This is a genomic window from Plantactinospora solaniradicis, from assembly GCF_042658085.1.
Taxonomy (GTDB): Bacteria; Actinomycetota; Actinomycetes; order Mycobacteriales; family Micromonosporaceae; genus Plantactinospora; species Plantactinospora solaniradicis.
This window is the reverse complement of record NZ_JBHSPR010000007.1, coordinates 100,327-125,081: the sequence shown is the minus strand read 5'-3', so window position 1 is coordinate 125,081 and position 24,755 is coordinate 100,327. Positions and strand designations below refer to the sequence as shown.

Below are 24,755 nucleotides of genomic sequence, written 5' to 3'. Positions count from 1 at the left end.
CCGATCCCGTGGAGGAGTGCGGCCCGGTCGGGTGACGCGGCGGTCAGCGGCGGCGCGGCACCCAGTAGAGGATCTGCGCAGCGAGTAGTGCCGGATGCGTGTCGGGCAGCGCTTGCAGCGCACGGGCGAGGTGCGCGCCGAGGTACACCATCAACCCCGTCCGGTCATTGCGGTACGCGGTAACCAGCGCCAGCCGGGCGGAATGGCAGGGCCAGGGGTCGGCGCAGCCCCGGCAGCGATACGACGGGTAGGTCGGGAGGTGCCTACGCCAGCGTTCCTGCGGGCCGATCACCGGTCACATCCGGGTACGGGGCCGAGTTCGGTGCTCCTGCGCGGGCGTCAGCCCGCCCGCGCGACCGTGCCTGTACGTCGGTCTTTCCGGGCAACTCGCCCTGGCCAGGTCCGCCGACGGCAACTGGGTAGGGAACCTGGAGAACCAACTTGCCGATATTGCCGTCGGTGATGAGGATGGGATCGCCACGCTGCTCGGGCGGTGGGAGGGTGTGCGCGGCGTAGCCTTGCCGCAGAACCTGTCGCTCGCCCTGCTGAAGGAAGTGGAGAGCCAGCATGCGCCTCAGTAACGCCCGGTGGCGGAAGTCGTCCCGCAGCGGCACGGCCGGCGGCGACTGTGTCGAGGTGGCCGACAACCTGCCCGGCGTGGTTGCCGTACGCGACAGCAAGAACCCGACCGGCCCGGTGCTGAGCTTCGGGCCGGAGGCGTGGCGAGCCTTCGTCGGCCTCGCTGCCAGCCAGCACTAGTAGTACTTCGTCACGATCTAATCGGTTAACGGGGTTCCTTAGCGGACCAAGATTCTTGGCGAGCCAGGGCGCGTAGGGATCCATAGTTCGCCAAGGATCATGGCAGGCTGAGTGTTGTCCATCGGCCAGGCGATGGGCTGAGGAGCGGGGTCCCCGCTTCGCCTGCCCAGGCCAATGGGCACGGATTGCTCGGCAGGGAAACCGTGTGAAGGCAACGCGTGGGAGTTAGCCGAGGTCGGGTGGGACCTGTCGTCGGGAGAGGGTCAGCCTTCGTCGCTCCCGGTCGACTTCGGTGACGACGACTATGACGTCGTTACCGACCTGGACGACGTCCTCCGGGGTTTCCACGGGCGTCGGTGTGAGTTCTCGAAGATGGACCAGCCCTTCGATCCCGTCGGCGACCTCGACGAGGACGCCGAACGGGATCAGCTTGGTGACCTGTCCACGCAGTGTCTGGCCAACCGCAATGCCGTCGGCGAACGTCTGGAAGGGGTCTGGCTGTGTCGCCCGCAGGGACAGCCTGGCCTCTCCGTTCGATGTGTCGAACTGGAGAAACTCACATGAGACGCGCTGTCCGACCTGAACGACGTCCGAAACTGCTTCGAAGCGCCGCCACGACAGTTCGGGGGTCGTGATGAACCCGACGCCGGGGAAGACCGGGTGATCGGGGCCGTCGTCCAACGCCACGAACACGCCGAAGCGTTCGATCGCCGCGACCGTTCCGGGGAGGATCTCTCCGCGGTGAAGTGATTTCAGGAACGCCCAGAGTTCGGGATTCTCGGTGGCGGCCATCGACAGTCGGGTCCGGCCCTCGTCCAGGTCAACGGCGATCACCTCGGCGGTGATCCGCTGGCCGACCTGCACCGCCGCAGCACGATCCTGACGCCAGGACAGTTCCAGCGGTCCGACGGTCTCCAGGGGGCGCGTGGGGAATCCGTCCAGGGTCACCGCCACTCCGTGAGATTGCGTGATCCCTGTTGCGGTCCCACTGCAGAGGTCACCCACCTGGATCGCTGCCAGAAACCTCCGGGAAGCCTGATCATCCGACGCTTCGTCCATGCCGTCAAACCTCTCACGAGGAGCCGCGCGCTTGCCCGGAAGTGTGCTCACGCTGCAGTCTTGAGGGGACGTCCGCCCCAGCGAAACCTGTCGCTCACCCTGCTGAAGGAAGTGGAGAGCCAGCATGCACCTCAGTAACGCCCGGTGGCGGAAGTCGACCCGCAGCGGCACCAACGGTGGAGAGTGCGTCGAGGTGGCCGACAACCTGCCCGGCGTGGTTGCCGTACGCGACAGCAAGGACCCGACCGGCCCGGTGCTCAGCTTCGGGCCGGAGGCGTGGCGAGCCTTCGTCGGCCTCGTTGCCAGCCAGCACTAGTGCTGTGACCGCATAGGTTTGCCGGGTGAGGAGCGGGAGTCTCCTCTTCGCCCGTCTGCCAGACGAGCGGAGGGCGCTTCACCCTGTCCGCCGTGCGAGCCCTCCGCCCTGTTGTCCGTCCAGCCGAACCTCGCACCATCGTGGTCAGCCCGCTTCCGAGCCTCGATCGGCAACGATGGGCGGCATGGCTCGGCGGATGAAACTGAAGACGTGCAACGACCTACCCGGGGAGGCAAGGTGAGTCAGCGCTCGCAGCACCAGCGGGGCCGGTGCCCCGTCTGTAAACGCCTCGTAGCCCTCACCGCTGACGGAAGAGCTGCGCGGCACAACGGCACCATTCGTGCCTACGCCCCGCCCGAGGAGTGCCCCGGGGGTGGACAGCCAGCGGAAGCCACGGGGTCATGAGCAACAGCGCGGCCCTGGCGTAGACGCCGAGTCCGGTCACCGCACGAGGTAGCTGCCAGATCAGCCGAGCCGGTCCCGCGCGGCCTTGGCATTGGCGCGAAGGGCGGTCAGGTCCGCGACCAGCTCTCCGGCCCGTTTGCGGGCCTCGCCAGCCACGAACACCCAGGCGATGTTGCCCGGGTGGGCCGCGTGAACCACGGCGTCACGCGGGTCGGTGAGGAACAGGTTGAGGTCGGTCGAGTCGATGACGATGAGGTCGGCTTGCTTGCCCGGCGAGAGGCTGCCGATCTGCCAGGTAATCCCCAGCGCGGCGGCGGGGTTGGTGGTGACGTAGGACAGCACGTCGCGTAGCCCGGGTGGGGGCAGGGTGGAGAGCGGCGTGCCGGCCTTCAACGCGGCCTGCTGGGCCAACATCCGGTGGCTGGCGACGGAGGCACGGAGGTTGTCGAAGAGGTCGCCGGTGTTCGCCGCAACGATGTCTGCCGAGACCGCCGGGCGAATACCGGCCGCGACGCTGGCCGGCAGGATGTCCGGGCCGACCATCTGCATCTCGACGAGCGGTGAGGCGGTCAGTTGCGCTCCCCGGGACCTGATGAGCTGAAGGTCGGCCGAGGTGAACAGGTTGCCGTGGACGAATGTGACGTTTCCGTTGAGCAGGCCGACGCTGTCGAGCATGCGGGGCGCGTAGGTCGACACCGGTTGCAGACCGGCGTGCAGGGTCACCGGCACCCCCAACTGTTGGGCAAGGCGGATGTCCTGCTGGATCCGCTGCCAGACCTGGGCGGTGGCGGTCTCCGGGTTACGGGTGCCGATCGCCAGCCCGATCATTGGCTCGTTGTCGGTCAGCGCCTTTGCGGCAAGGATGTCGTCGTTGCTGGGTGGGCTGTCCGGCGCGGTGGCGGAGGCGGGCGGGCCGTACGCGTAGACGGCGCGGATACCGGAGTCGCTCAGTGCGCGGATACCGGCCAGCGCATGCGCTCTGGTGTTTGTGCCGTGCGCCCAGTCGAGGACGGTCGTGATGCCGCTGTCGATGGCCTCGTACGCACCCAGCAGAGTGCCGTAGTACACGTCGTCGGGGGTGAGCCGGGTCGAGACGCCGAGGGGCACGTCGGCGAAATACTGCCCGAAAGTGCTGTTTACCGATCGGCCGCGAACGAGGCTCTCCCACAGATGCCGGTGGTTGTCGATCAGACCGGGCATGACGATCATCCCGCTGGCATCGATGACCTCGGTCCCGACCGGGACAGACAGGTTGGGCCCGACCCCGGTGATGGTGCTGCCGATGAAGAGGACGTCGCCACGGGTGATGTTTCCCAACGAAGAGTCCATTGTGATCAAGTAACCGCCGCGTATCACGATAGAGCGGTCGGCGGCGGCGCTCGCCGGTGCCGCCGATTGCAGCGCCACTCCGCCGAGTCCGGCCATGGCCGCCAGCGAGAACAATTGCTTGCGGGTCACCGGAAGTTGGGCCAATCGGCGCACATCGTCCACGGACATGAATACTCTCCACTTTGGAATTGGCTGAGCCGGCGGCAGCGTATCGGGCAGCCGTTGTCGGATCAACTCCGCCGGGCCATATGGTCGTTGACCAGCGGAAATCAGCGAATAGTGGAAGGAAAACACGAGCGGCCCTGAATTTGCCTAATCGCCTGTCCGTAATCCTCCATTATGGAGCCCAATCAGCCGGGAAGTGGCCACTGATTGTCCGAGATAGTTCATTACGGCGGCCGACAGGCGAGCCGAGAGAGGGTTGTATTCCCGCCTCGATCGCACCGAACGGAACTATTGGTACTTTGTCGCCTCTCGAATGAGTAGCCGTCACCTTCGAGCTGTTGATTCGTGAGGTGGGGTGTGCGCTGACCCGTAGCGGCTGGCGGGACCGGGCCGCGTCCTACCTGCGATGACTGGCTGGTGCGCGGTCCGGGCCTGTGCGTCCGCTCGGGTTGTGGTCGGTGACCCGGAACCGACCGGGGCTTCGGCCCGTCTGATTGGCATGAGAACGTGGCGAGGTGTCCGGATAACCTGTCTCGGCGTGGTGCTTCTGCTGGCTGCGGCCTGTGCCCGGGAGGGCAGTGGGGCGGGCGACGACGGACCGGGCGGCTCGGGCGGCGATCCCGGCCCGGCCGACCCGAACGGTGTGGTGCTCCGGGTGGAGCACGTCGGCGGGTTCGTGGCGCCGGCCGCCCGGCTGACCCGGGTGCCGATCGTGACGGTCTACGCCGACGGGCGGGTCATCACGGAGGGCCCGCATCTTGCCATCTATCCCGGCCCGGCACTGCCGAACCTCCAGCAGCAGCGCATTCCGCTCGACGAGGTCGACAAGCTGATCGAGCAGGCCCAGGCCGCCGGTGTCGGCTCCGCCGCCGCCGCCGATTTCGGCCGGCCGTCCGTCACGGACATGCCGTCGACCCGGTTCACCGTGTCGTCCGCGACCGGCACGGAGGAGCTGGAGGTGTACGCGCTGTCCGAGGGCACCCAGGGCGCGGGCGGCCTGACCGAGGCGCAGCGTACGGCGCGGACGGAACTGCAGAAGCTGATCACCGTACTCACCGACCTGGCCGGGACATTGGGGCCGGACACGGTCGAGGCGGCGAAGCCGTACCAGGCCGAGGCGGTGGCCGCAGTGGCGAGTCCGTGGCAGGCCGACGACAACGGGATCGCCGCTCCGCCCGAGGTCGCCTGGCCCGGCCCGGCCCTGCCGGGGTCGCCGGCGGCACCCGGCCTCGACCAGGGCTGTGTCGACGTACGCGGTGCCGAGGCGACGGCGCTGCTCGATGCGGCGGCGCTGGGCGGTGCGGCGGCCAAGGCGAACGCCCGTACCCCGTGGACCTCCGGCGGCAAGCGGTGGCTGGTCAGCCTGCGTCCGCTGCTGCCGGACGAGGCGGGCTGCGCCGACCTGCCGGTCGACTGATCCCCGGGGCCGTCCCGCGTCCTGTCGTGAATACGTCTCGGTTCGGTCGACGGATCGGACCCGGAGAATTGCACCGGGGGCGCACAATGGGTGACGCGGCGGCCTCGACGCGGAACGGCCCGTTTCCGACCTGCGCGAGCGGTGCGGAACGGGCCGCTCCGGGCTTCGCCCGGGTTTGACCCGCAACGGCCGCCTCCCACCCCGCCCGCCAGGGCCCGGTCGAAGGCGAGTTCATGGAGCAGGACAGGCGTTTCGCGGTAGATCCACCGGAGACGAGCGCGAATGACACACCCGGTCCACAGTTGCTCGGCCGGCTGTACCAGCCGGATGCGCGGGACTGGGACATTCCACGTCTGCTGGAGATTGCGGAGCCACCCGAGTCGATCCGTCAGATGACCATCGAGCAGGTGTTGACGGACACGTCGTACTTCTCGGACTGGCGGTCGTACCTGGTCTTCTGGCGGTGGCTCCGGACCCAGCGCGAGCCCGTCGCCACGCGCGACACGGCACCCGCCTGGGAACTGACCACCCAGCTCGACCAGGGGCAGACCGGGCACTGCGTGGGGTTCGGCTGGGCGGGCTGGGTGGACGCCATGCCGGTCGCCGGCACCTACCAGAACGCCGACGCACACGCGCTCTACTACGAGTGCAAGGTGATCGACGGCGAGCCGGGCGCGGAGAACGGCTCGTTCGTACGGTCCGGAGCGTTGGCGGTGCGGGAGCGGGGCCGGCTCGCCGCCTTCGCGTTCGCGCACACGCTCGCCGAGATCGACGAATGGATCGACAGTCAGGGGTCGATCGTGGTGGGCACCCAGTGGACGAATGACATGTTCGAGCCGGACGCCAATGGATTCGTCAGGCCGACCGGTGCCGGTGCCGGCGGGCACTGTTATCTGATGCTTGATCGGATTGCGGACGAGGACGCCTATCTCTTCCAGAATTCCTGGGGTTCGGGCTGGGGCCAGAGCGGTCGGTTCAAGATGAAGCGCGGCGACTTCGACGGCCTGCTTCAGGATCAGGGGGAGGCGTGCTGCGCGGTCGAGCTGCCGCACTGACCGGATCGGTCGGCTCCGGTCGGAGGGCCGCGAGGCGGGATCCGGTATGGCGAACCTTGAGCTGACCGAGTCCGACGGCGGACGGTCGTACAGCCCGTCGCCCGGTGACGTCGTGGTCGTCCAACTGCCCGAAACACCGAGTTCGGGTTTCCGCTGGCAGCTCGATACGGTCGATGCCAGCGTGCTCGCGCCGGCCGGGGACAGCTTCCGGCCCGACCAGGCGGGGCTGGGCGGCGGCGGGATCAGGCAGTTGCGGTTCACCGTCGTCGGGCCGGGGCGTACCAGCGTACGGCTCGGCCTGCGGCGAGGCTGGGAGACGGATGGGCCCGCCACCCGGCGATTCGAGGTGGCGATCCACGTGGCCGGGGACTAGTCGATTCGGTCGGTAGGGAGGCGCCTGCTCTGGCAGGAATGGGAGTCTATTGACATCCATCAATGTCACTGGATAACGTGGCGTTGCCGTGGGACCCGATAGCTACCCCTGCCAGTCGCAAGGAGTGTCCCATGACCAATGCCAAACTCACCGATCTGATCACGACGCTGTTCCGAGTGGTACTCGGGCTGCTGTTCGCGCTGCACGGCGCCGCATCCCTGTTCGGACTCTTCGGCGGCAATCGCGGCAGCGGTGAGGCGATCCCGCTCGGTACCTGGCCCGGGTGGTACGCCGCCGTCATCCAGTTCGTGGGCGGGCTGCTCGTGCTGGTCGGCCTGAGCACCCGGATCGCGGCCGTGATCTGTTCCGGCTCGATGGCGTACGCCTACTTCGTGGTGCACCAGCCGGACGGGCTGCTGCCACTGAACAACGGCGGCGAGACGGCCGCGCTGTTCTGCTGGTCCTTCCTGCTGGTCGCCGCGCTCGGCGCCGGACGCTGGTCGCTGGACGGCACGCTCAGCCGCCGCCGGGGCCGTGACGTAGCCGAGAACACCGGCCGGGTGGCCGCGCCCGCGAGGTAGCCGCTCTGCCCACCGGTCCGCACCGGGTCCCGTCCGCCGATCGGCGCAAACGGACGGGACCCGGTGTGTGCCGGAGGGCTCACACCTCGGCGAGCCCGACGTAGTTCTCCGCCAGGCTGGTGGCGTACGCCCGGGACGAGGTGAGGTAGTGCAGGGTGGAGACCTGTAGCTTCGCCTCGTACGGGTCCTGGGTCTCCAACCGGTGTAGCAGCGAGGTCATCCACCAGGAGAAGTGCTGGGCCCGCCAGACCCGGCGCAGCGCGGTGTCGGAGTAACCGGTCAGCAGATCGTCACGGCCCTCGTGGTACCAGGCGGCGAACGCGTCGCCGAGCAGCGCGACGTCGGCCATTGCCAGGTTCATCCCCTTCGCGCCCGTCGGCGGCACGATGTGCACCGCGTCGCCGGCCAGGAACAGCCGTTCCCACCGCATCGGCTCCACCACGAGGCTCCGCATCCCGGTGACGCTCTTCTCCAGGATCGGGCCGGTGTTCAGCGACCAGCCCGGCACCGTCTCCAGCCGGGTCCGCAGCTCGGACCAGATCCGGTCGTCCGGCCAGTCGGCGATGTCGGTGTCCGGCTCGACCTGTAGGTAGAGCCGGGATATCTCCGGCGAGCGCATGCTGTGCAGGGCGAAGCCCCGCTCGTGGTGCGCGTAGATGAGTTCCTCGGCCGCCGGTGCGGCGGCAGCGAGTACGCCCAGCCAGGCGAACGGGTACTGCCGCTCGTACTCGGTCAGGACGCCGGCCGGCACCGCGTCCCGGCTCACCCCGTGCGAGCCGTCGCAGCCGGCGACGAAATCGCAGTGCAGCTCCTCCTCGCGCCCCTGGTGCCGGTACCGGATCACCGGCGAGGTGGAGTCGAGCCCGGAAAGGCGTACGTCCTCGACCTCGAACCGGAGCTGTCCACCGACGGCCGTACGGGCGGCGATCAGGTCCTTCACCACCTCCTGCTGCCCGTAGACGGTGATCGCCCGGCCGGTCAGCTCGGTCATCGCGATCCGGTGCGCCGTACCGCCGAAGCGCAACTCGATGCCTTCGTGCCGCAGTCCCTCGCGGTCCAGCCGATCCCCGAGACCGGTACGCCGGAGCAGGTCGACGGAGCCCTGTTCCAGTACGCCGGCCCGGACCCGGTGCTCCACGTAGTCCCGGCTGCGACGTTCCAGCACCACCGAGTCGATACCGCTGCGGTGCAGCAGGTGCGACAGCAGCAGGCCGGCCGGCCCTGCCCCGACGATCCCGACCTGGGTACGCATCGTTCCACTCCCTGAGGTTCCGACTCCACGAATCATCGCCGCGATCCGGGCCCGTCACACCTGGCGGTTGCGGCCCGCGCCGAGCGCGCTCACTGCCATCCCCACCGTCACGACCGTCAGCGCGGCGAGCGGTACGCCCCAGCCGGTGGACAGGTCCCGCAACCAGCCGACCAGCACCGGACCGGTGGCGCCCAGCAGGTAGCCGACCGACTGTACGGCGCCGGACAGCTCGCGTGCCGACCCGGGCGTCCGGGCCCGCAGCACGAGCAGGGTCAGGGTCAGGCTGATCGCGGCACCCTGGGCGAGCCCGGCGACCGAGGTCCAGAGCGGGTAGAGCGACGGGACGGTGAGCAGCCCGATCAGCCCGACCGCCCAGCCCGCGCAGACCACCAGCGCCAGCCCGCGCTGGTCCCGTCGCCGGACCGCGAGCGTCGGCACCAGCAGCGCGGTCCCGATGCCGAGCAGGTTGAACAGGGCCAGTGCCGCACCCGCGCGGGTCGGGTCGACGCCCTGGTCCCGCAGCAGGCTGGGCAACCAGGTCAGCATCGCGTAGTAGAGCATCGACTGGGTGCCCATGAAGAGGGCCAACTGCCAGGTCACGGGGGAGCGCAGGATGCTGCCGCGACCGTCGCCGCTCGCGGTCGAGGTCACCGTCTGATGCCGGCGGCGCAGTTGGGGCAGCCAGCCGAGCACCGCGATCGTGGCGAGGCCACCCAGCGCGAGCAGCGACCCCCGCCAGCCCAGCCCCACGCCGTACGCCAGGGGCGCGCTGACCGCCGCGGCCAGCGTCGCCCCGGTGGTCAGCGACGCGGTGCTGAGCCCGGTGGCCAGCCCCGGCCGTCCGGCGAAGTGCTGCTTGACCGCGCTGGGCACGAGCACGTTGCCGACGGTGATCCCGGCACCGATGATCGCGGTCCCGACGAACAGCCATCCGGCGTGCGGCAGGGTCCGGGTCAGACTTCCCACGACGATTCCGAGCATCGCGCCGAGCAGCGCCAGTTCGATGCCGATCCGGCGGCCGAGCAGCGCGGCCAGCGGGGAGAGCAGGCCGAAGCAGAGCACCGGCAGGGTGGTGAGCAGGCCGGCCGCGCCACGACCGAGACCGAGGTCGACCTGGAGATCGGGTAGCAGTGGCGGCACCGCGGCGATCGCCGCGCGCAGGTTCAGCGCCAGCAGGACGATGCCGAGCAGGGTCAGCCAACCGTGCCGGATGGACCCGGGTCGGCCGCTGGGCCCGTCGGCCGAGCCGCCCGGTGCGACGCCCGCCGTGCCGCCCGGTGCGACGCCCGCCGTGCCGCCCGGTGCGACGTCGGCCGGGTCGCCCACGGGGGTACGGTCGGCCGGCGGCGCACCGGGAAGCCGGGGTTCGCGGTTCAGAACGGGTACCTCGTGATGTCGCCCTGCACGGTGACCCACTGGGTCTCGGTGAACGCGGCGAGGTTGGCCGCCGGACCACCGAGCCGGGGCCCGTTGCCGGAGCCGGCGACCCCGCCGAACGGGGCGACGGCCTCGTCGCTGACCGTCTGGTCGTTGATGTGCACGATGCCGCTCGGCACCCGTTCGGCGAACGCCATCGCCTTCATCACGTCGCGGCTCAGGATGCCCAGCGACAGCCCGTACTCGCTGTCGGCGGCCAGCTTCGCCGCCTCGTCGAGGTCACCGAAGCTGAGCACCGGCGCGACGGGGCCGAAGACCTCGTGCGCGTACGCCGGGGTGGCCGGGGTGATCCCGGAGAGCACCGTCGGCCGGTAGAACAGATTCTCGTACGTCCCACCGGCGACCAGCGTCGCTCCGGCGTCGACGCTGCTGGTGACCAGAGAGTGGATCTTGTCCCGCTGGCGTTCGTCGATGATCGGGCCGAGCGCCACGTGTTCCCGGGCCGGGTTGCCGACCGGCAGGTGTTCCGCCTTCTCGGCCAGCCGGCCGATGTACTCCTCGGCCAGCGACTCGTGCACCAGGTGCCGGCCGGTGGTCATGCAGATCTGACCCTGGTGCAGGAACGAGCCCCAGGCGCCGGCCGAGACGGCCAGGTCCAGGTCGGCGTCGTCGAGGACGACCAGCGCCGAGTTGCCGCCGAGTTCCAGGAGCACCCGCTTGAGATGACGGGCGGCGGCCTGCCCGACCTGCCGTCCGGCGGCGGTCGAACCGGTGAAGCTGATCAGGCGCACGTGCGGGTCGGCGACCAGCGCCTCTCCCGCGTCGGGTCCGCCGGGCAGCACGTGCAGCACCCCCGGCGGCAGCCCGGCCTCCTCGAAGATCCGGGCGATCGCGACCCCACCGGTCACGGCGGTACGCGGATCGGGCTTGAGCACCACCGCGTTGCCCAGGGCCAGCGCCGGGGCGACCGAGCGGATGCCGAGGATGATCGGCACGTTGAACGGGGAGATCACCCCGACCACCCCGACCGGCAGCCGGCGGGCCAGGCTGAGCCGGGGCTGCGCACTCTGGATGATCTCGCCGAGCGGGTGCGAGGCGAGCGCGGCCGCCTCGTAGCACTCCTGGGCGGCCGTATCCGTCTCCAGGGTCGCCTTGGGCGGCACCGAGCCGGTCTCCCGGATGATCCAGTCGCCGACCTCGGCGGCGTGCTCCTCCCACAGCCGCCCCGCCCGGCGTAGCACCGCGGCCCGCTTGTCGTAGCTGGTGGCGGCCCAGTCGCGCTGAGCCTGCGCGGCGCGGGCGGCGGCCCGGGTGATGTCGGCGGCGTTGGCGATCCCGGTGCGGCCGATCTCCTCGCCGGTGGCCGGTTCGAGCACGGCCGCGTCGCCACCATCGGCCCGGACCCAGCCGTCGCTGTAGACCTTGCCGTGCCAGGTCGTCGAATCGAGAAGAGTCATGGAATCCTCCTTGGGGTGGTGGTGCGCCGCGGTGGCGACGCCGAGCGGGTCAGGCCTTGACGTGCCGTCGGGAACTCACCGACACGTCGAGCAGCAGTGGTTCGGTCCGGTCGGCGAGGGTCGGGACCACCTCGTCCAGCACGGCGACCAGCTCGGCATGGGTCCGGATCCGGCGGGACGGGCAGCCGAACGACCGGGCCAGCCCGTGCACGTCGACCTCCTCGAACGCCGGCCAGGGCGCGGTGCCGCCGTACCGCTCGGTGAGTTCGTTCATGACCGCGTAGCGGCCGTTGGACAACACCACGTACAGCACGCCGCAGGCGTACCGGGCAGCGCTCCACAGTCCCTGGATCGCGTACAGCGAGGCACCGTCGCCGAGCAGCGCGACCACCGGCCGGCTGGGATCGCCGAGGCGCAGTCCGGCCGCGGCGGGCAGGCCGAAGCCGAGCCCGCCCATTGCCGCGGAGACGAAACCGCGCGGTTCGCGGGCCGGCAGCAGCCGTTGCAGGTCGGGCCGCGACGAGGGCGTCTCCTCGACCAGTACGACGTCGGCGGGCAGCCGCTCCGCGAGCGCGGCGAAGACCTGCGCCGCCCGCATCGGCTCGCCGCTTCCGGGCAGCGGTTCCGGGGTCGGCGCCGCACGCCGGGGCGACACCGGCCGGTCCCGTGGTGCGACCCGGTCGGCGAGCGCCGCGCAGAACGTCGCCGGATCGGCCCGTACCGCGAGGTCGGCCTGGCTGCGGTGCAACTCGTCCGGGTCGGCCGAGACGACCGCCACGGCCAGCCCGTCCGGAAGCAGCGGGCCGGGCTCGTAGACGTACTGCCGGAAGGCGGCGGTCCCGACGACCAGGGCCAGGTCGTGCCCGGCCAGCACCGAGCGCAGTCGGGTCCGGTTCGCCGGCAGGTGACCGGCGAACCGGGGATGGTCCTGCGGGAAGCCGGCCCGGGAGCCGAACGCCTCCTGCCAGACCGGTGCCCCGATCCGGTCCACCAGGTCGACCAGCGCGTCCCAACTGGCCCGGTCGTCCGCCCCGGCCCCGACCACCAGCACCGGGGAGCCGGCCGCGTCGAGCAGCCCGGCCACCTCGTCGACGGCCGGGCCGGGCGCGGGCGCCGCCGGCCGTACCGTGACCGGCGCGGCCAGGCCGATCCACGGGTCGAGCTCGACGGACCAGTCGTCCATCGGCACCACCACGATCGCCGGCCCACGGTGCAGGACGGCCTCGTGCCAGGCCCGGCGTACCGCCGCCGGCACGTTCTGGGCCCGCACCGGCTGGTCCACCCAGACCGGGTACGGCCCGGCGAGCTGGTCCAGTCGGCCGGCGAGGAACGGCTCCTCGGCCAGATGCCGGCGATCCTGCTGCCCGACCAGTACGACCAGCGGCGCCCGGTTGACCCGGGCGGTGGCCAGTGCCCCGACGGCGTTGCCGAGCCCCGCCGTGGTGTGCAGGTTGACCACGGCCGGCACTCCGGTGGCGAGCGCGTACCCGGTGGCCATCCCGACCACGGATCCCTCGTGCAGGGCGAGGACGAACGTCAGGTTGTCGGGCAGGTCGGCGAGGAACGGTATCTCGGTCGAACCGGGATTGCCGAACACCCGGTCCACCCCACACTCACGCAGTACGCGCAGGGTGGCGTCCCGGACCGTGGTCATCGGCTTCCCGCGTCGGTCGGCTGCCGCTCCTCCGTCGTCTCCTCCGGCGTCTCCAGCGTCGTCTCCGGCGTCGGCCCCGGGTCGCCGGACTGGTGCTTGGCGCGCTGGATCTGCCCGAACACCTGAGCCCGCAGCTCCGCGAACCGCGCCGACGACCGGGTGCCGAGCTGGTCACGCTCGGCAGGCAGGTCGATCGCGACATCGTCCAGCACCACGGTCGGCGAGGAGGAGAGCACCAGCACCCGCTGGCCGAGGTAGACCGCCTCGTCGATGTCGTGGGTGACGAACAGGATCGTCACGCCGAGCCGCTGCCACAGCGACCGGACCAGGTCCTCGAGGTCCGCCCGGGTCTGCGCGTCGACCGCGGCGAACGGCTCGTCCATCAGGAGGATGTGCGGCTCGTACGCGACCGCGCGGGCCAGCGCCACCCGCTGCTGCATACCGCCGGAGAGCTGCCAGGGATAGGCCCTCGGTACGTCGCCGAGACCGACCGCCTCCAGCGAGTTCCGGACCAGCTCCTGGCGGCGGGCCCGGAGCAGCTTCTTCTGCTTCAGCGGCAGCTCCACGTTCTGCTGCACCGTCATCCACGGGAACAGGCTGCGGCCGTACTCCTGGAAGACCACTGCCATGCCCGGTGGCGGCCCCTGCACGGCGGCACCCTCCAGCACGACCTCACCGGAGGTCGGCGCGAGCAGCCCGGCGATGCACCTGAGCAGGGTGGTCTTGCCGGCGCCGGACGGGCCGACCACGCAGACGAGGTCACCGGTGCCGACGGAGAAGGTGAGGTCGCGGACCGCCTCGACCGAGCGGTTGCGTCCGGCGTAGACCTTGCGGAGCGCGCGGACGTCGAGCAGCGGCCCGGCGTCGTCCGGGGAGATACCTGTCGCGTTCATCGGTGCCCATCGTTTCGTTGTGACTGCCGTAGGCCGAAGTACCAGTGCAGGGCCCACCGCTCGAAGAGCCGCAGCAGTACGGCGAGCAGGAAACCGAGCAGGCCCAGCAGGAGGATGCCGGTCCACATGTTGGTGACCGCGAACGTCCGCTGGAACTGGATGATGCTGAAGCCCAGCCCGTTGTTCGCGGCGAACATCTCGCTGATCACCATCAGGATGATGCCCACCGAGAGCGCCTGCCGGAGGCCGGTGACGATCTGCGGCGAGGCGGACCGGACGACCAGGTGCCAGAGCCGGGCCGGGCCGCGGATGCCGTAACAACGGCAGGTCTCGGTCAGCACCTCGTCGACCGCCCGCACCCCCTCGACCGTGTTGAGCAGGATCGGCCAGACACAGCCGGAGAGGACGACCAGCACCTTCATCGTGTTGCCGAACCCGGCGAAGAGCATCAGCACCGGTACCAGCACCGGTGGCGGGACCGCCCGGAGGAATTCCAGCACCGGTTCGAGGAACGCGCGCACCCGACGGAACGACCCGATCAGTACGCCCAGCCCGACGCCGAGGACGACGGCGAGCAAGAACCCGGCGGAGAGCCGGAGCAGGCTCGGCAGGACGTCGGCCTGTAGCCGGTCGCTGTGCAGCCAGACGTCGTCGAAGGCGGCCAGGATCTCGGCCAGCGGCGGCAGGTAGAACGTCTCGCTGTCGGCGGAGAGCACCCACCAGAGGGTGAGCAGCGCGACCGGCAGGCCGAGCACGGCGGCGACCCAGCGGAGCACCCGCCCCACCGTGCCGGCGACCGCGCCCACGGAGTTACGTCCAGGCTCTGTCGTTGAACCCACACTCATGGCGACTCCTCGCCGCGTACCGACGGATGCCAGGAGAGCACCGCGCGTTCGAGTCGCCGAGCGAGGACGTTGACCGCGACTCCGAGCAGCCCGGTGACGATGATCAGGGCGTACATCGAGTCGACGGCGCCGCCGGACTGCGCGCGGTTGATCTCGTTGCCCAGCCCGGGTGCGCCGATGATCAGTTCTGCCGTGATGGCCAGGATCAGGGCCACCGCGGCGGCGAGCCGGATCCCGGTGAGCAGATACGGCAGGGCGGTGGGCCAGAGCAGGTGCCGGATCCGGGTCCAGCGGCTCAACCCGAAGGTGTACGCGGTGTCCCGGGCGACCGGATCGACGTCCCGTACGCCGTACAGCACCTGGACGAGGACCTGCCAGAACGCGGCGTAGACCACCAGGAGCAGCACGGATCTCAGCTCGCTGCCGAACAGCAGCACGGCCAGCGGGATCAGCGCCACCGAGGGGATCGGCCGGAGGAACTCGATCGTCGAGGCGGTGAACTCGCGCAGCACCGGCACGGTGCCGAGGACGAACCCGACCACGACGCCGAGGGCGACCGCGATCGCCAGGCCGAGGAACCAGCCCCGCAGCGTGTCGGTGACCGCGGCCCAGAACCGGCCCTCGCCCAGCAGTTCCGCCAGGGCGCCGGCGATCCGGCTGGTCGGCGGAAGGTAGTTCGCCGAGACGAGCCCGCTGCGTGGCACCACCTCGAGCACCACCAGGAAGGTGGCGAAGCCGAGCAGCCCGAGCAGCGCGTTGCCGCCGCGCCCGGTCCCGCCGGACCGACCGGTGGATACCGGTGCGGTCGCGGCGGGCGGCGGTACGGTGGCGGCTGGCGTCACGGGAGAATTTCCGACACGTCAATCTTTTCTTTGATCAGCCCGTCGGTGACCATCAGGTCGGCCAGGGTCTGCACCGACTCACGGTTGATCTCGGCGGGCCAGGCCGGCAGGACGATCTTCGCGGCCACGGCGGGGTCGATCTTCGTGTACGTCTGGAGCACCTGACGGGCCTCGTCCGGGTGCTCCTGGGCGTACTTCAGAGACGTGCCCATCGCGGTCTTGAACCGGCCGGTGAGGTCGGCCTTCTGGCTGATGGTCTGTTCGGTGGCGAAGTACGCGGCCACGGTCATGTTGGGGATGGCCTCGGCGAAGTTGTAGGCGACGACCCGGGCGCCCTGGTTCTGCGCGATGGTGAAGAACGGCTCGACGACCATCGCGGCGTCGACGCGCTTGCCCATCACCGCCGCCGGCATCTCCGGGAAGGGCAGTTCGGTCCACTTGATGTTCGACGCGTCGCCGCCGGCCTTGCGGATCGACGCCCGGGTGGTGGTGTCGGTGATGTTGTTCAGGTTGTTGATCGCGATGTTCTTGCCGGCCAGGCCGGCGGCGTCCTTGATCGGGCTGTCCGGCGGCACCACGACGCCGCCGAAGTCCTCACCGGGCTTGCCGGTGGAGGCGTTGCCGACGGTGACCGCCTTGACCGGGATGTTCTGCGAGCGGGCCTGGATCAGCGACACGACGTTGCCGAAGGCGAAGTCGAACTGACCGCTGACCACGCCGGTGACGGCGATCGAGCCGCCGGTCGTGTTGACCACCTCGATCTCGATGTTCTGTTCCCGGAAGAAGCCCTTCGCGATGCCCAGGTGCAGGGGGGCGACGTCGACGATGGGTATCGCACCGACCTTCACCTTGTCCACGCCGCCGGATCCGCCCTCGGGCGAGTCGTCGGAGGAGGAGCCGCAGGCGGCGACGGCGAAGAGGGTGACGAGGGCGGTGGTGGTGGCGGCGAGACGGCGCATGGGGTCTCCCGGCGTCCGGCGGTCCTGTCGGGACCGGGCTTGGGTGGCTCCGCTGGAGCCTTGGGGGGTGTTGGTGGTCGCTAGCCGAACGAATGTTCTCATTTGGAACGTTGGCACAGTGACCGAGTTCACGTCAACAAGCGCCTCGCAACTTCTCGGCAACGTGCCGGAAAGCGGCGCCGAGCGGGCGGAGACCTCGTTGACGGATCGGGGGGCCGGGGATTACGTTCGACATAAGCACGGTAGTCCGCATATCGAACGGATCGTGGTCGCCGGACCGGACGCGACGAGGGGGCGTATGACGAAGATCGTCTCGTCGCTCGCCCGTGCTCGGCCGTCCGGCGGAAGCCTCACTCCGGCTTACCAGTCCGGCCGCCCCGCCGCCACGTGCGGCCGGTCACCGTCCGCCGTCGGCTGTGCCACCCCGGTCACCGTCGGCCACCCCACTCCGGCCCGATCGGCCGGTGCGGCGGACCGGCAGGATGATCCAGGCAGTAAGGAGAAATGGTGACGAACGACGTGTACGTCCTCGACGCCGTCCGAACCCCCATGGGGCGGTACGGCGGCGGCCTGTCCGGGGTCCGCCCCGACGACCTCGCCGCACACGTGCTGCGGGAGGTCGTCCGGCGCAGCCCCGACCTCGACCCGGCCCGGATCGACGACGTACTGCTCGGCAACGCCAACGGTGCCGGGGAGGAGAACCGGGACGTGGCGCGGATGGCCGTACTCCTCGCCGGCCTGCCGCCGTCGGTGCCCGGCGCGACGGTGAACCGGCTCTGCGGCTCCGGCCTGGAAGCGGTGATCGGCGCGGCCCGGGCGATCGCGGTCGGCGACGCCTCGATCTGTGTCGCCGGCGGCGTCGAGTCGATGAGCCGGGCCCCCTGGGTGCTGCCGAAGCCGGAGGCCGGCTTTCCACGCGGACCCGAGACGCTGCACTCCACCACCCTCGGCTGGCGCATGGTCAACCCGGCGATGCCGGCCGAGTGGACCGTGTCCCTCGGTGAGTGCACCGAGATCCTGGTGGACCGGTACGGGATCTCCCGGGCCGAGCAGGACGCGTTCGCGGCCCGCAGCCAGCAGCGCGCGGCCCGGGCCTGGGCCGACGGGGTGTACGCCGACGAGGTCAGCGTCGTCCCCGGCACCGACCTGGAGACCGACGAGAGCATCCGGTCGACCACCACCGTCGAGGCGCTCGCCCGGCTCAAGCCGGTGTTCCGGCCGAACGGCACGGTGACCGCCGGAAACTCCTCGCCGCTCAACGACGGGGCGAGCGCCGTACTGCTCGCCGACCGGGCCGGTGCCGAGGCCGCCGGGCGGACCCCGTTGGCCCGGATCGTCTCCCGGGCGGTCGTCGGGATCGAGCCGCAGCTGTTCGGGATCGGACCGGTACGGGCCGCCGAGGAGGCACTGCGCCGGGCCGGTGTCGGCTGGTCGGACCTTGCCGTGGTCGAACTCAACGAGGCGTTCGCGGCCCAGTCGCTGGCCTGCTTCGCCGAGTGGAAAGATCTTGACCCGGAGATCGTCAATCCGCACGGCGGCGCGATCGCCCTCGGGCATCCGCTCGGCTCGTCGGGATCGCGCATCCTCGGCTCGTTGGCCTGGCAACTGCACCGCCGAGGTGGTGGGCTGGGGCTCGCCGCGATCTGCATCGGCGTCGGCCAGGGCCTGGCCGTCGTCTTGGAAGCCTGAGGGGAAGGACGGCCATGACCACCGACCACATCCGATCCACCGGGTCGCAGAGCGGTCCCGCCGGGTCGGTCCGGCCCAGCGGACTCGTGCTGCCCCGGTACCGGCACGACGATCCGGACACGCACCCGCCGATGCTGCACCCCGACTACGGGTCGACCAACCTGCGGGCGCCGCGGCAGCCGCTGGCCCTGCTGCCACACCGGCTCACCGAGATCACCGGACCGCTGCTCGGAGCGGACCGGCTCGGCGAACTGGACCACGACCTGACCCGGCAGCACGCCGGGGAGCCGCTCGGACAGCGGATCATCGTGCACGGCCGGGTCCTCGACGGGAACGGCCGACCGGTGCCGAACACGCTGGTGGAGATCTGGCAGCCGAATGCCGCCGGCCGGTACCGGCACGCCAATGACAACTGGCCGGCGCCGCTGGACCCCAACTTCACCGGTGTCGGGCGGGCGATGACCGACGGCGACGGACGCTACCGCTTCGTGACGGTGCAGCCGGGCGCGTACCCGTGGCGGAACCACCCCAACGCCTGGCGGCCGGCGCACATCCACTTCTCGCTCTTCGGCCAGGCGTTCACCCAGCGGCTGGTGACCCAGATGTACTTCCCGGGTGACCCGCTCTTCTTCCAGGACCCGATCTTCAACTCGATCCGCGACCCGCTCGCCCGGGAGCGGCTGATCTCCCGCTACGACCATGCGGTGACCGAGCCGGAGTGGGCGCTCGGCTTCGAGTTCGACATTGTGCTGCGCGGCCGGGAGGCCACCCCATTCGAGGACGGCGACGACGATGACTGAACGCCCCGACCTGGCCCCGGCCTTCGTCTCGACGCCGTCCGCCGGCCCGGCTCCGGCCACCGCCCCGACTCCGGCGTCCGGATCGACCCCGACGCCGGGACCGACGCCGACGCTCGGCTCCACGCCCGCGCAGACGGTGGGGCCGTACCTGCACATCGGGCTGCTCTGGCCGGACGGGCCGGAGGTCGTGCCGGACGGGACCCCGGGGGCGATCTGGATTCGTGGCCAGATCTTCGACGGCGCCGGTTCGCTGGTGCCGGACGCGCTGGTGGAAACCTGGCAGGCGGACCCGGACGGCCGGTTCGACCATCCCGACGACCCGCGCGGCGCCCACCCGTCGGACGTACCGGGTTTCCGCGGCTTCGGCCGCAGCGCCACCGACGCCGACGGCCGGTACGAGATCCGTACCGTGAAGCCCGGTGCCCTGCCCGGACCGGACGGCGTCACCGAGGCGCCGCACCTCAACCTGTCGATCTTCGCCCGTGGCCTGCTGCACCGGCTGGTGACCCGGCTCTACTTCCCGGACGAGGAGGCGGCCAACGCCACCGACCCGGTGCTCGGCAGCATCGACCCGGCCCGCCGGGCCACCCTCGTGGCGAGCCCGGCACCCGACGGGTTCCGGTTCGACATTCACCTACAGGGTACGGATGAAACCGTCTTCTTCGCGGTCTGAGGACGCGTCGCGGTCTGAGGACACGCCGCGCTCTGCGGACATGCCGCAGTCTGCGGACACGCCGCCGTCCACCTCGGCGGGACCGGCCGCCGGAGGACTCCTCTCCGGACTGTTCGGCACCCCCGAGGTGGACGCGGAGCTCGCCGACCCGGCGCTGCTGCGGGCGATGCTCGACATGGAGCGCGCCCTCGCCGAAGCCGAGGCCGAAAGTGGCGTGCTGCCGGTATCCGCCGCCGAGGCGATCGCGGCGCAGTGCCGGGTCGAGCGGTTCGACCTCGCCGCGCTCGGCGCGGCGGCCGACGCCGCCGGCAACCCGGTGGTTCCGCTGGTCCGTCAGCTCACCGCCGCGGTACCGGCCGAGGCCCGCCCCTGGGTGCACCACGGCGCGACCAGCCAGGACGTGCTCGATACCGCGCTCGTGCTGGTCGCGGTCCGGGCCACCGGACCGATGCTGCGCCACCTCGACGCCGCGATCGCCGCCGCCGCCACGCACGCCGAACGGCACCGGAACTCCGTCATGCTGGCCCGCACGCTCGGCCAGGCGGCCGCACCGACCACGTTCGGGCTCAAGGCCGCCGGATGGCTGGTCGGTCTGCTCGATGCCCGGAGCCGGCTGGTGGCGGCCCGGTCGGCACTGCCGGCACAGCTCGGTGGGGCGGTCGGCACACTGGCCGCGCTGGGACCGCTCGGACCGGAGGTCGCCGACGGGCTGGCCGCCCGGCTCGGCCTCGCCCCGTCCCGGCTGCCCTGGCACACCCGGCGGCAACCCCTGCTCGACCTCGGGTCGGCGCTCGGTGGCCTGCTCGCCGCGACCGGCAAGCTCGGCCTCGACCTCGGACTGCTCGCCCAGTCCGAGGTGGCGGAGGTGGCCGAGGGCGGCGGTCCGGACCGGGGCGGGTCGTCGGCGATGCCGAACAAGCGCAATCCGGTCGACGCGATCCTGGTCAGTGCGGCGGCCCGGCGCGGTCCGGGCCTGCTGGCCACCTTGTACGCCGCCGCCGTACAGGAACACGAGCGGGCCACCGGCGGCTGGCACGCCGAGTGGGAACCGCTGCTCGACCTGCTGAGGCTGGCCGGCGGCGTGGCCTCGCGGACCGCCCGGGTACTGACCAACCTCGACGTACGTCCACAGCGGATGCGGGCGAACCTCGACGCGCTCGGCGGCCGGGTGCTGGCCGAGGCGGTGGCCACCCGGCTCGCCCCGGTGCTCGGGCGGGCGGAGGCGCACGACGTGGTGGCCCGGGCGGTCTCCGCACCCGACTTCCGGGCCGGGTTGCTCGCCGACCCGGCGGTCCGGGCACAACTGCGCGAGCCCGACCTCGACCGGGCGCTCGATCCGGCGAACTGGCTCGGTTCGGCGGGCGTCTTCGTCGACCGGGCACTCCTCGCCTACCAGGAGTCCGACGCGTACCGGGGGAGCGTGGCTGATCGTGAAGTCGCGACGGACCCGTCGACGCCCACCGCACCGGAGGACGGGTCATGACATCTCGCCTGCACGCCAACGTCGACGGGCCGACCGACGCCCCGGTGGTCGTACTCGGCAGCTCGCTCGGCACCTCCGGGGCGATGTGGCAGCCGCAGTTGGCCGCGCTCACCGAGCACTTCCGGGTGATCCGGTACGACCACCTCGGACACGGCGACTCCGACGTACCCGACGGTCCCTACACCATCGCCGAACTCGGCACCGCGGTGCTCCGCCTGCTGGACGACCTCCGGGTACACCGGGCGTCGTACGCCGGGCTCTCCCTCGGCGGGATGGTCGGGATGTGGCTCGCCGCCAACGCGCCCGACCGGATCGACCGGATGGTCCTGCTCTGCACCTCGGCCTGTGTCGGGCCGGCACAGGGCTGGCGCGACCGTGCCGCCGCGACCCGGGCCGGCGGCGTCGAGGCGGTCGCCGACGCGGTGCTGGCGCGCTGGTTCACGAAGGGGTTCGCCGCCGCCCGGCCGTCGGTGGTCGCCGAGTACCGGTCGATGCTGACCGCCGCCCCGGCGGAGGGCTACGCCGGTTGCTGCGAGGCGATCGCCGCGATGGACCAACGGGCCGACCTGGCCCGGATCACCGCGCCGACCCTCGTCATCGCCGGCGCCAACGATCCGGCGATCCCGATCGAACACGCGCGGGTGCTGGTCGACGGCATTCCCGGCGCCGGGCTGCGGGTGGTCGGCGACGCCGCCCACCTGGCCAATGTGGAGCAGCCGGAACGGATCACCCGGCTGCTGCTCGACCACCTCCTCGGCGGCGACGGTCCCGGCACGGAACACCGGCCGAACGGCGGCCTGCGGAAGGAGCGGGTGGATGGATGACCGGGAACGGCACGAGGCGGGCATGGTGGTGCGGCGCGAGGTGCTCGGCGACGCGCACGTCGACCGCGCGGTCGCGAACACCGACGAGTTCACGGCGGACTTCCAGGACCTGATCACCCGGTACGCCTGGGGCGACATCTGGACCCGGCCGGGGTTGGACCGGCGTACCCGCAGTTGCATCACCCTCGCCGTGCTGGCCACACTGCACCACGACGAGGAGTTGGCGATGCACGTGCGGGCCGCGCTGCGCAACGGGCTGACCCGCGAGGAGGTCCGGGAAGTGCTGCTCCAGGTGAGCGTCTACGCTGGCGTTCCAGCGGCGAACCGGGCGTTCAAGGTCGCCCAGGAGACCCTGCGGCAGGAGGACGGTTGACTTCCTCCCCGTCCTAGCTGGCGGGGATTCCCTGGGTCGCCCCAGGGGTTTCCTGTTTCCCGGCCGATCGCAGAAGGGAGAGCCCTTGCTGTCTCACATCAGCTCCGCAGGCATCGCCGGGTTCGGTCCCGGCTACGGCTCGACCAGCCGCAAGGATGTTCTTGGCCGCGTTGTGGTCCCGATCGTGTCGGGTGCGGCAGTCGGGGCAGGTCCAGGCCCGGGTGGACAGGTTCAGCGTGGCGAGCAGGTGCCCGCAGGTCGAGCAGGTCTTGCTGGACGGGTACCAGCGGTCGACGACGAGGGTCCGGCCGGCGCGTTCGGCTTTGTATTCGAGTTGGCGTCGGAACTCGCCCCAGCCGCAGTCGGAGATCGCTCTGGCCAACCGCCGGTTGCGGACCATGTTCTTGACGGCGAGGTCTTCGACGGCGATCAGGTCGGCGCGGCGGACCAGTCTGGTGCTGGTTTTGTGGAGGAAGTCGTGTCGGGCGTTGCGGACCTTGCGGTGGGCGCGGGCGACTTTCGTCCTGGCCTTGCGCCGGTTGGTGGAGCCTTTGCGGCAGCGGGCCAGGCGCCGCTGGTAGCGGGCCAGGTTACGTGTCTTGCGGTCCAGGTGGCGCGGGTTGGCGATCCGGTCGCCGTCGGAGGTCACGGCGAAATCCTTGACACCGAGGTCGACGCCGACGGCGTGCTTGGCCGGCTCGGCGGGAATGGGACTGACGGTGTCGGCGGCGAAGGTGGCGTACCAGCGGCCGTCGGTGTCCCGGGAGATCACCACCATCGTCGGGTCCAGCGCGTTCAGGTCCAGGTTCGGCCACGACCACGCGACCGTCAGGGGTCCGTCGGTCTTCGCGACGTACAACTCACCGTTCTTGATTCGGAACGCGGAGCGGGTGTAGTGCGCCGATTGGCGGCCACCGCGGGACTTGAACCGGGGATGGCGGGCGCGGCCGGCGAAGAAGTTCACGAACGCGGTGTGCTGGTGCCGCAGCGTCTGCTGCAACGGTACGGAGAAGACCTCGGACAGGAACGCCAGTTCGGTGGTCTTCTTCCAGCCGGTCAGGGCCGCGTCTGTCTGCCGGTACGAGGTCCGTTCGCCACGTTGCTGGTAGGCGATGCGCCGGTCGGCGAGGGTCTTGTTCCAGACCACGCGTACGCAGCCGAAAGTGCGGTGGAACACCGCCGCCTGTTCCGGGGTCGGATAGGCCCGACACCTGTATGCCGTACGCATGTTCGAAAGTTTATCCGAGGAGGAACGTTGAGGAACGCGACCCGACGCGAGGGGGAGGGATGCGATCCGGGACCGTCCCGGCTGCGCCGGGTCGCTCCGGACGGAGTCCGGATTCCTCCCCAGCCTGAACGCCGGGGCATCCACAGGAGGATCCGGTGACCGAGGAGACGGCACGGACCGGTGAGTTCGTCCAATCGCTGGAACGAGGACTCGCGGTCATCCGGGCGTTCGACGCGGATCACTCCCAGTTGACCCTGAGTGAGGTCGCCCGGGCGACCGGTCTCACCCGGGCGGCGGCCCGGCGCTTCCTGCTGACCCTGGTCGAGCTGGGTTACATGCGTACCGACGGCCGGCTGTTCTCGTTGCGGGCCCGGATCCTGGAACTCGGCTACGCCTACCTGTCCAGCCTGAGCCTGCCCGAGGTCGCCCAGCCGCACATGGAGAGCCTCGTCGGCGAGGTGCACGAGTCCTGTTCGATGTCGGTCCTCGACGGTGACGAGGTGGTCTACGTCGCCCGGGTACCCACCAAACGGATCATGACGGTGGCGATCAGCGTCGGCACCCGGTTTCCGGCGTACGCCACCTCGATGGGCCGGGTGCTGCTGGCCGCCCAGCCGCAGGACTGGCTGGACGAGTACTTCGGTAAGGCGGAACTTCGGGCGTTGACCCGGCGTACGGTCACCGATCCGACGAAGCTGCGGAGCATCCTGACCCGGATCTGCAGTCAGGGCTACGCGATCGTCGACCAGGAACTGGAGGAGGGGCTGCGCTCGCTCGCGGCGCCGATCCGCGATGCGGACGGTTCGGTGATCGCCGCCCTCAACGTCTCGGCGCACGCCAGTCGGGGCAGCTCGGACGTGATCCGCCGGGAACTGTTGCCGCCCCTGCTCGCCACCGCGAAGCGGATCGAGGAGGATCTGCGCGGCGGACAGGTCCGGTAGCCGGGA

General features: G+C 70.8%; 25 protein-coding genes and 1 pseudogene. 14 read left to right on the top strand and 12 right to left on the bottom strand.

Translation table 11 applies throughout. The features are described 5' to 3' along the window. Positions 1-43: 43 nt before the first annotated feature. Positions 44-292, bottom strand: coding sequence for a flavin reductase (locus ACFP2T_RS06680; RefSeq protein ID WP_377418569.1), 249 nt, complete (start codon positions 290-292; stop codon positions 44-46). Positions 293-347: 55 nt separating this feature from the next. On the opposite strand from ACFP2T_RS06680, the pseudogene ACFP2T_RS06675 reads away from it, so the two are divergent. Next, positions 348-581, top strand: a pseudogene (locus ACFP2T_RS06675) (DNA-binding protein); the annotation flags it as partial. Beyond that, entirely contained in the window at positions 568-759 is a 192-nt protein-coding gene (locus tag ACFP2T_RS06670) for a DUF397 domain-containing protein (RefSeq protein WP_377418566.1), read from the top strand. The pseudogene ACFP2T_RS06675 and the gene ACFP2T_RS06670, both read left to right, overlap by 14 nt. Before the next feature lie 225 nt (positions 760-984). Here ACFP2T_RS06670 and ACFP2T_RS06665 read toward each other — a convergent pair whose 3' ends face one another. Continuing rightward, complete coding sequence (locus ACFP2T_RS06665; protein WP_377418563.1) at positions 985-1,818, bottom strand: S1 RNA-binding domain-containing protein; 834 nt, start codon at positions 1,816-1,818, stop codon at positions 985-987. A 124-nt stretch (positions 1,819-1,942) separates the two neighbouring features. Here ACFP2T_RS06665 and ACFP2T_RS06660 point away from each other — a divergent pair, with 124 nt between their 5' ends. Beyond that, on the top strand, positions 1,943-2,134 hold the full coding sequence (locus ACFP2T_RS06660; RefSeq protein WP_377418560.1) for a DUF397 domain-containing protein: 192 nt from the start codon (positions 1,943-1,945) through the stop codon (positions 2,132-2,134). 465 nt (positions 2,135-2,599) lie between these two features. Here ACFP2T_RS06660 and ACFP2T_RS06655 read toward each other — a convergent pair whose 3' ends face one another. Further along, positions 2,600-4,036, bottom strand: a complete 1,437-nt coding sequence (locus ACFP2T_RS06655) for an amidohydrolase family protein (protein ID WP_377418557.1) — start codon at positions 4,034-4,036, stop codon at positions 2,600-2,602. 496 nt (positions 4,037-4,532) lie between these two features. On the opposite strand from ACFP2T_RS06655, the gene ACFP2T_RS06650 reads away from it, so the two are divergent. The 4 genes from ACFP2T_RS06650 (at position 4,533) to ACFP2T_RS06635 (ending at position 7,459) form a co-directional block, all read left to right on the top strand. Further along, positions 4,533-5,450: a hypothetical protein gene (locus ACFP2T_RS06650; RefSeq protein WP_377418554.1), complete on the top strand. Its 918-nt coding sequence runs from the start codon at positions 4,533-4,535 to the stop codon at positions 5,448-5,450. Positions 5,451-5,683: 233 nt separating this feature from the next. Continuing rightward, positions 5,684-6,505: a C1 family peptidase gene (locus ACFP2T_RS06645; protein WP_377418551.1), complete on the top strand. Its 822-nt coding sequence runs from the start codon at positions 5,684-5,686 to the stop codon at positions 6,503-6,505. Between the two features lie 46 nt (positions 6,506-6,551). Next, complete coding sequence (locus ACFP2T_RS06640) at positions 6,552-6,878, top strand: protease inhibitor I42 family protein (protein WP_377418548.1); 327 nt, start codon at positions 6,552-6,554, stop codon at positions 6,876-6,878. A 131-nt stretch (positions 6,879-7,009) separates the two neighbouring features. Beyond that, entirely contained in the window at positions 7,010-7,459 is a 450-nt protein-coding gene (locus tag ACFP2T_RS06635; protein ID WP_377418545.1) for a DoxX family protein, read from the top strand. Positions 7,460-7,538: 79 nt separating this feature from the next. Here ACFP2T_RS06635 and ACFP2T_RS06630 read toward each other — a convergent pair whose 3' ends face one another. The 8 genes from ACFP2T_RS06630 to ACFP2T_RS06595 are packed head-to-tail and all read right to left on the bottom strand — an operon-like array spanning position 7,539 to position 16,738. Next, positions 7,539-8,711, bottom strand: coding sequence for a 4-hydroxybenzoate 3-monooxygenase (locus ACFP2T_RS06630; protein WP_377418542.1), 1,173 nt, complete (start codon positions 8,709-8,711; stop codon positions 7,539-7,541). A gap of 54 nt (positions 8,712-8,765) precedes the next feature. Next, positions 8,766-10,037: a CynX/NimT family MFS transporter gene (locus ACFP2T_RS06625; protein WP_377418539.1), complete on the bottom strand. Its 1,272-nt coding sequence runs from the start codon at positions 10,035-10,037 to the stop codon at positions 8,766-8,768. A gap of 47 nt (positions 10,038-10,084) precedes the next feature. Beyond that, positions 10,085-11,545 carry a benzaldehyde dehydrogenase gene (locus tag ACFP2T_RS06620; RefSeq protein ID WP_377418536.1) on the bottom strand — a complete coding sequence of 487 codons (1,461 nt, stop codon included), beginning with the start codon at positions 11,543-11,545 and terminating at the stop codon, positions 10,085-10,087. 49 nt (positions 11,546-11,594) lie between these two features. Next, on the bottom strand, positions 11,595-13,199 hold the full coding sequence (locus tag ACFP2T_RS06615) for a thiamine pyrophosphate-binding protein (RefSeq protein WP_377418533.1): 1,605 nt from the start codon (positions 13,197-13,199) through the stop codon (positions 11,595-11,597). After that, a complete protein-coding gene (locus ACFP2T_RS06610; RefSeq protein WP_377418530.1) occupies positions 13,196-14,092 on the bottom strand; it encodes an ABC transporter ATP-binding protein in 897 nt (298 codons plus the stop codon). The genes ACFP2T_RS06615 and ACFP2T_RS06610 overlap by 4 nt, the downstream gene beginning before the upstream one ends. Further along, positions 14,089-14,937 carry an ABC transporter permease gene (locus ACFP2T_RS06605; protein WP_377418527.1) on the bottom strand — a complete coding sequence of 283 codons (849 nt, stop codon included), beginning with the start codon at positions 14,935-14,937 and terminating at the stop codon, positions 14,089-14,091. The genes ACFP2T_RS06610 and ACFP2T_RS06605 overlap by 4 nt, the downstream gene beginning before the upstream one ends. Further along, complete coding sequence (locus ACFP2T_RS06600; protein ID WP_377418524.1) at positions 14,934-15,779, bottom strand: ABC transporter permease; 846 nt, start codon at positions 15,777-15,779, stop codon at positions 14,934-14,936. The genes ACFP2T_RS06605 and ACFP2T_RS06600 overlap by 4 nt, the downstream gene beginning before the upstream one ends. Next, on the bottom strand, positions 15,776-16,738 hold the full coding sequence (locus tag ACFP2T_RS06595; RefSeq protein WP_377418521.1) for an ABC transporter substrate-binding protein: 963 nt from the start codon (positions 16,736-16,738) through the stop codon (positions 15,776-15,778). Before ACFP2T_RS06595 ends, ACFP2T_RS06600 begins: the two co-directional genes overlap by 4 nt. A 507-nt stretch (positions 16,739-17,245) precedes the next feature. Between ACFP2T_RS06595 and ACFP2T_RS06590 the strand changes: the two genes are divergently transcribed. The 6 genes from ACFP2T_RS06590 to pcaC are packed head-to-tail and all read left to right on the top strand — an operon-like array spanning position 17,246 to position 22,580. Continuing rightward, positions 17,246-18,427, top strand: a complete 1,182-nt coding sequence (locus ACFP2T_RS06590; protein WP_377418518.1) for a thiolase family protein — start codon at positions 17,246-17,248, stop codon at positions 18,425-18,427. Positions 18,428-18,441: 14 nt separating this feature from the next. Further along, positions 18,442-19,227: a protocatechuate 3,4-dioxygenase subunit beta gene (gene pcaH, locus ACFP2T_RS06585; protein ID WP_377418514.1), complete on the top strand. Its 786-nt coding sequence runs from the start codon at positions 18,442-18,444 to the stop codon at positions 19,225-19,227. Further along, the gene (pcaG, locus tag ACFP2T_RS06580; RefSeq protein WP_377418511.1) at positions 19,220-19,900 is read left to right on the top strand and encodes a protocatechuate 3,4-dioxygenase subunit alpha; all 681 of its coding nucleotides are present in this window, start codon (positions 19,220-19,222) and stop codon (positions 19,898-19,900) included. Before pcaH ends, pcaG begins: the two co-directional genes overlap by 8 nt. 40 nt (positions 19,901-19,940) lie before the next feature. After that, positions 19,941-21,383, top strand: coding sequence for a 3-carboxy-cis,cis-muconate cycloisomerase (pcaB, locus tag ACFP2T_RS06575; protein ID WP_377418508.1), 1,443 nt, complete (start codon positions 19,941-19,943; stop codon positions 21,381-21,383). Then, a complete protein-coding gene (gene pcaD / locus ACFP2T_RS06570) occupies positions 21,380-22,207 on the top strand; it encodes a 3-oxoadipate enol-lactonase (RefSeq protein ID WP_377418505.1) in 828 nt (275 codons plus the stop codon). The genes pcaB and pcaD overlap by 4 nt, the downstream gene beginning before the upstream one ends. Then, positions 22,200-22,580, top strand: coding sequence for a 4-carboxymuconolactone decarboxylase (gene pcaC, locus ACFP2T_RS06565; protein WP_377418502.1), 381 nt, complete (start codon positions 22,200-22,202; stop codon positions 22,578-22,580). The genes pcaD and pcaC overlap by 8 nt, the downstream gene beginning before the upstream one ends. Before the next feature lie 13 nt (positions 22,581-22,593). On the opposite strand, the gene ACFP2T_RS06560 is transcribed toward pcaC, so the two are convergent. Next, on the bottom strand, positions 22,594-23,808 hold the full coding sequence (locus tag ACFP2T_RS06560; protein ID WP_377418499.1) for an RNA-guided endonuclease InsQ/TnpB family protein: 1,215 nt from the start codon (positions 23,806-23,808) through the stop codon (positions 22,594-22,596). A gap of 155 nt (positions 23,809-23,963) precedes the next feature. Between ACFP2T_RS06560 and ACFP2T_RS06555 the strand changes: the two genes are divergently transcribed. Beyond that, complete coding sequence (locus ACFP2T_RS06555) at positions 23,964-24,749, top strand: IclR family transcriptional regulator (protein WP_377418495.1); 786 nt, start codon at positions 23,964-23,966, stop codon at positions 24,747-24,749. The last annotated feature ends 6 nt before the right edge of the window (positions 24,750-24,755 follow it).

What these genes read in the sequence shown, in the direction of transcription:
- ACFP2T_RS06655 (WP_377418557.1), bottom strand. Translation starts at nt 4,036, where the DNA reads ATGTCCGTGGACGATGTGCGCCGATTGGCCCAACTTCCGGTGACCCGC.
- ACFP2T_RS06635 (WP_377418545.1), top strand. Translation starts at nt 7,010, where the DNA reads ATGACCAATGCCAAACTCACCGATCTGATCACGACGCTGTTCCGAGTG.
- ACFP2T_RS06650 (WP_377418554.1), top strand. Translation starts at nt 4,533, where the DNA reads ATGAGAACGTGGCGAGGTGTCCGGATAACCTGTCTCGGCGTGGTGCTT.
- ACFP2T_RS06560 (WP_377418499.1), bottom strand. Translation starts at nt 23,808, where the DNA reads ATGCGTACGGCATACAGGTGTCGGGCCTATCCGACCCCGGAACAGGCG.
- pcaB (WP_377418508.1), top strand. Translation starts at nt 19,941, where the DNA reads ATGCCGCAGTCTGCGGACACGCCGCCGTCCACCTCGGCGGGACCGGCC.
- pcaD (WP_377418505.1), top strand. Translation starts at nt 21,380, where the DNA reads ATGACATCTCGCCTGCACGCCAACGTCGACGGGCCGACCGACGCCCCG.
- pcaC (WP_377418502.1), top strand. Translation starts at nt 22,200, where the DNA reads ATGGATGACCGGGAACGGCACGAGGCGGGCATGGTGGTGCGGCGCGAG.
- ACFP2T_RS06605 (WP_377418527.1), bottom strand. Translation starts at nt 14,937, where the DNA reads ATGAGTGTGGGTTCAACGACAGAGCCTGGACGTAACTCCGTGGGCGCG.
- ACFP2T_RS06645 (WP_377418551.1), top strand. Translation starts at nt 5,684, where the DNA reads ATGGAGCAGGACAGGCGTTTCGCGGTAGATCCACCGGAGACGAGCGCG.
- ACFP2T_RS06665 (WP_377418563.1), bottom strand. Translation starts at nt 1,818, where the DNA reads ATGGACGAAGCGTCGGATGATCAGGCTTCCCGGAGGTTTCTGGCAGCG.
- pcaG (WP_377418511.1), top strand. Translation starts at nt 19,220, where the DNA reads ATGACTGAACGCCCCGACCTGGCCCCGGCCTTCGTCTCGACGCCGTCC.
- pcaH (WP_377418514.1), top strand. Translation starts at nt 18,442, where the DNA reads ATGACCACCGACCACATCCGATCCACCGGGTCGCAGAGCGGTCCCGCC.
- ACFP2T_RS06630 (WP_377418542.1), bottom strand. Translation starts at nt 8,711, where the DNA reads ATGCGTACCCAGGTCGGGATCGTCGGGGCAGGGCCGGCCGGCCTGCTG.
- ACFP2T_RS06620 (WP_377418536.1), bottom strand. Translation starts at nt 11,545, where the DNA reads ATGACTCTTCTCGATTCGACGACCTGGCACGGCAAGGTCTACAGCGAC.
- ACFP2T_RS06595 (WP_377418521.1), bottom strand. Translation starts at nt 16,738, where the DNA reads ATGCGCCGTCTCGCCGCCACCACCACCGCCCTCGTCACCCTCTTCGCC.
- ACFP2T_RS06640 (WP_377418548.1), top strand. Translation starts at nt 6,552, where the DNA reads ATGGCGAACCTTGAGCTGACCGAGTCCGACGGCGGACGGTCGTACAGC.
- ACFP2T_RS06610 (WP_377418530.1), bottom strand. Translation starts at nt 14,092, where the DNA reads ATGAACGCGACAGGTATCTCCCCGGACGACGCCGGGCCGCTGCTCGAC.
- ACFP2T_RS06670 (WP_377418566.1), top strand. Translation starts at nt 568, where the DNA reads ATGCGCCTCAGTAACGCCCGGTGGCGGAAGTCGTCCCGCAGCGGCACG.
- ACFP2T_RS06660 (WP_377418560.1), top strand. Translation starts at nt 1,943, where the DNA reads ATGCACCTCAGTAACGCCCGGTGGCGGAAGTCGACCCGCAGCGGCACC.
- ACFP2T_RS06615 (WP_377418533.1), bottom strand. Translation starts at nt 13,199, where the DNA reads ATGACCACGGTCCGGGACGCCACCCTGCGCGTACTGCGTGAGTGTGGG.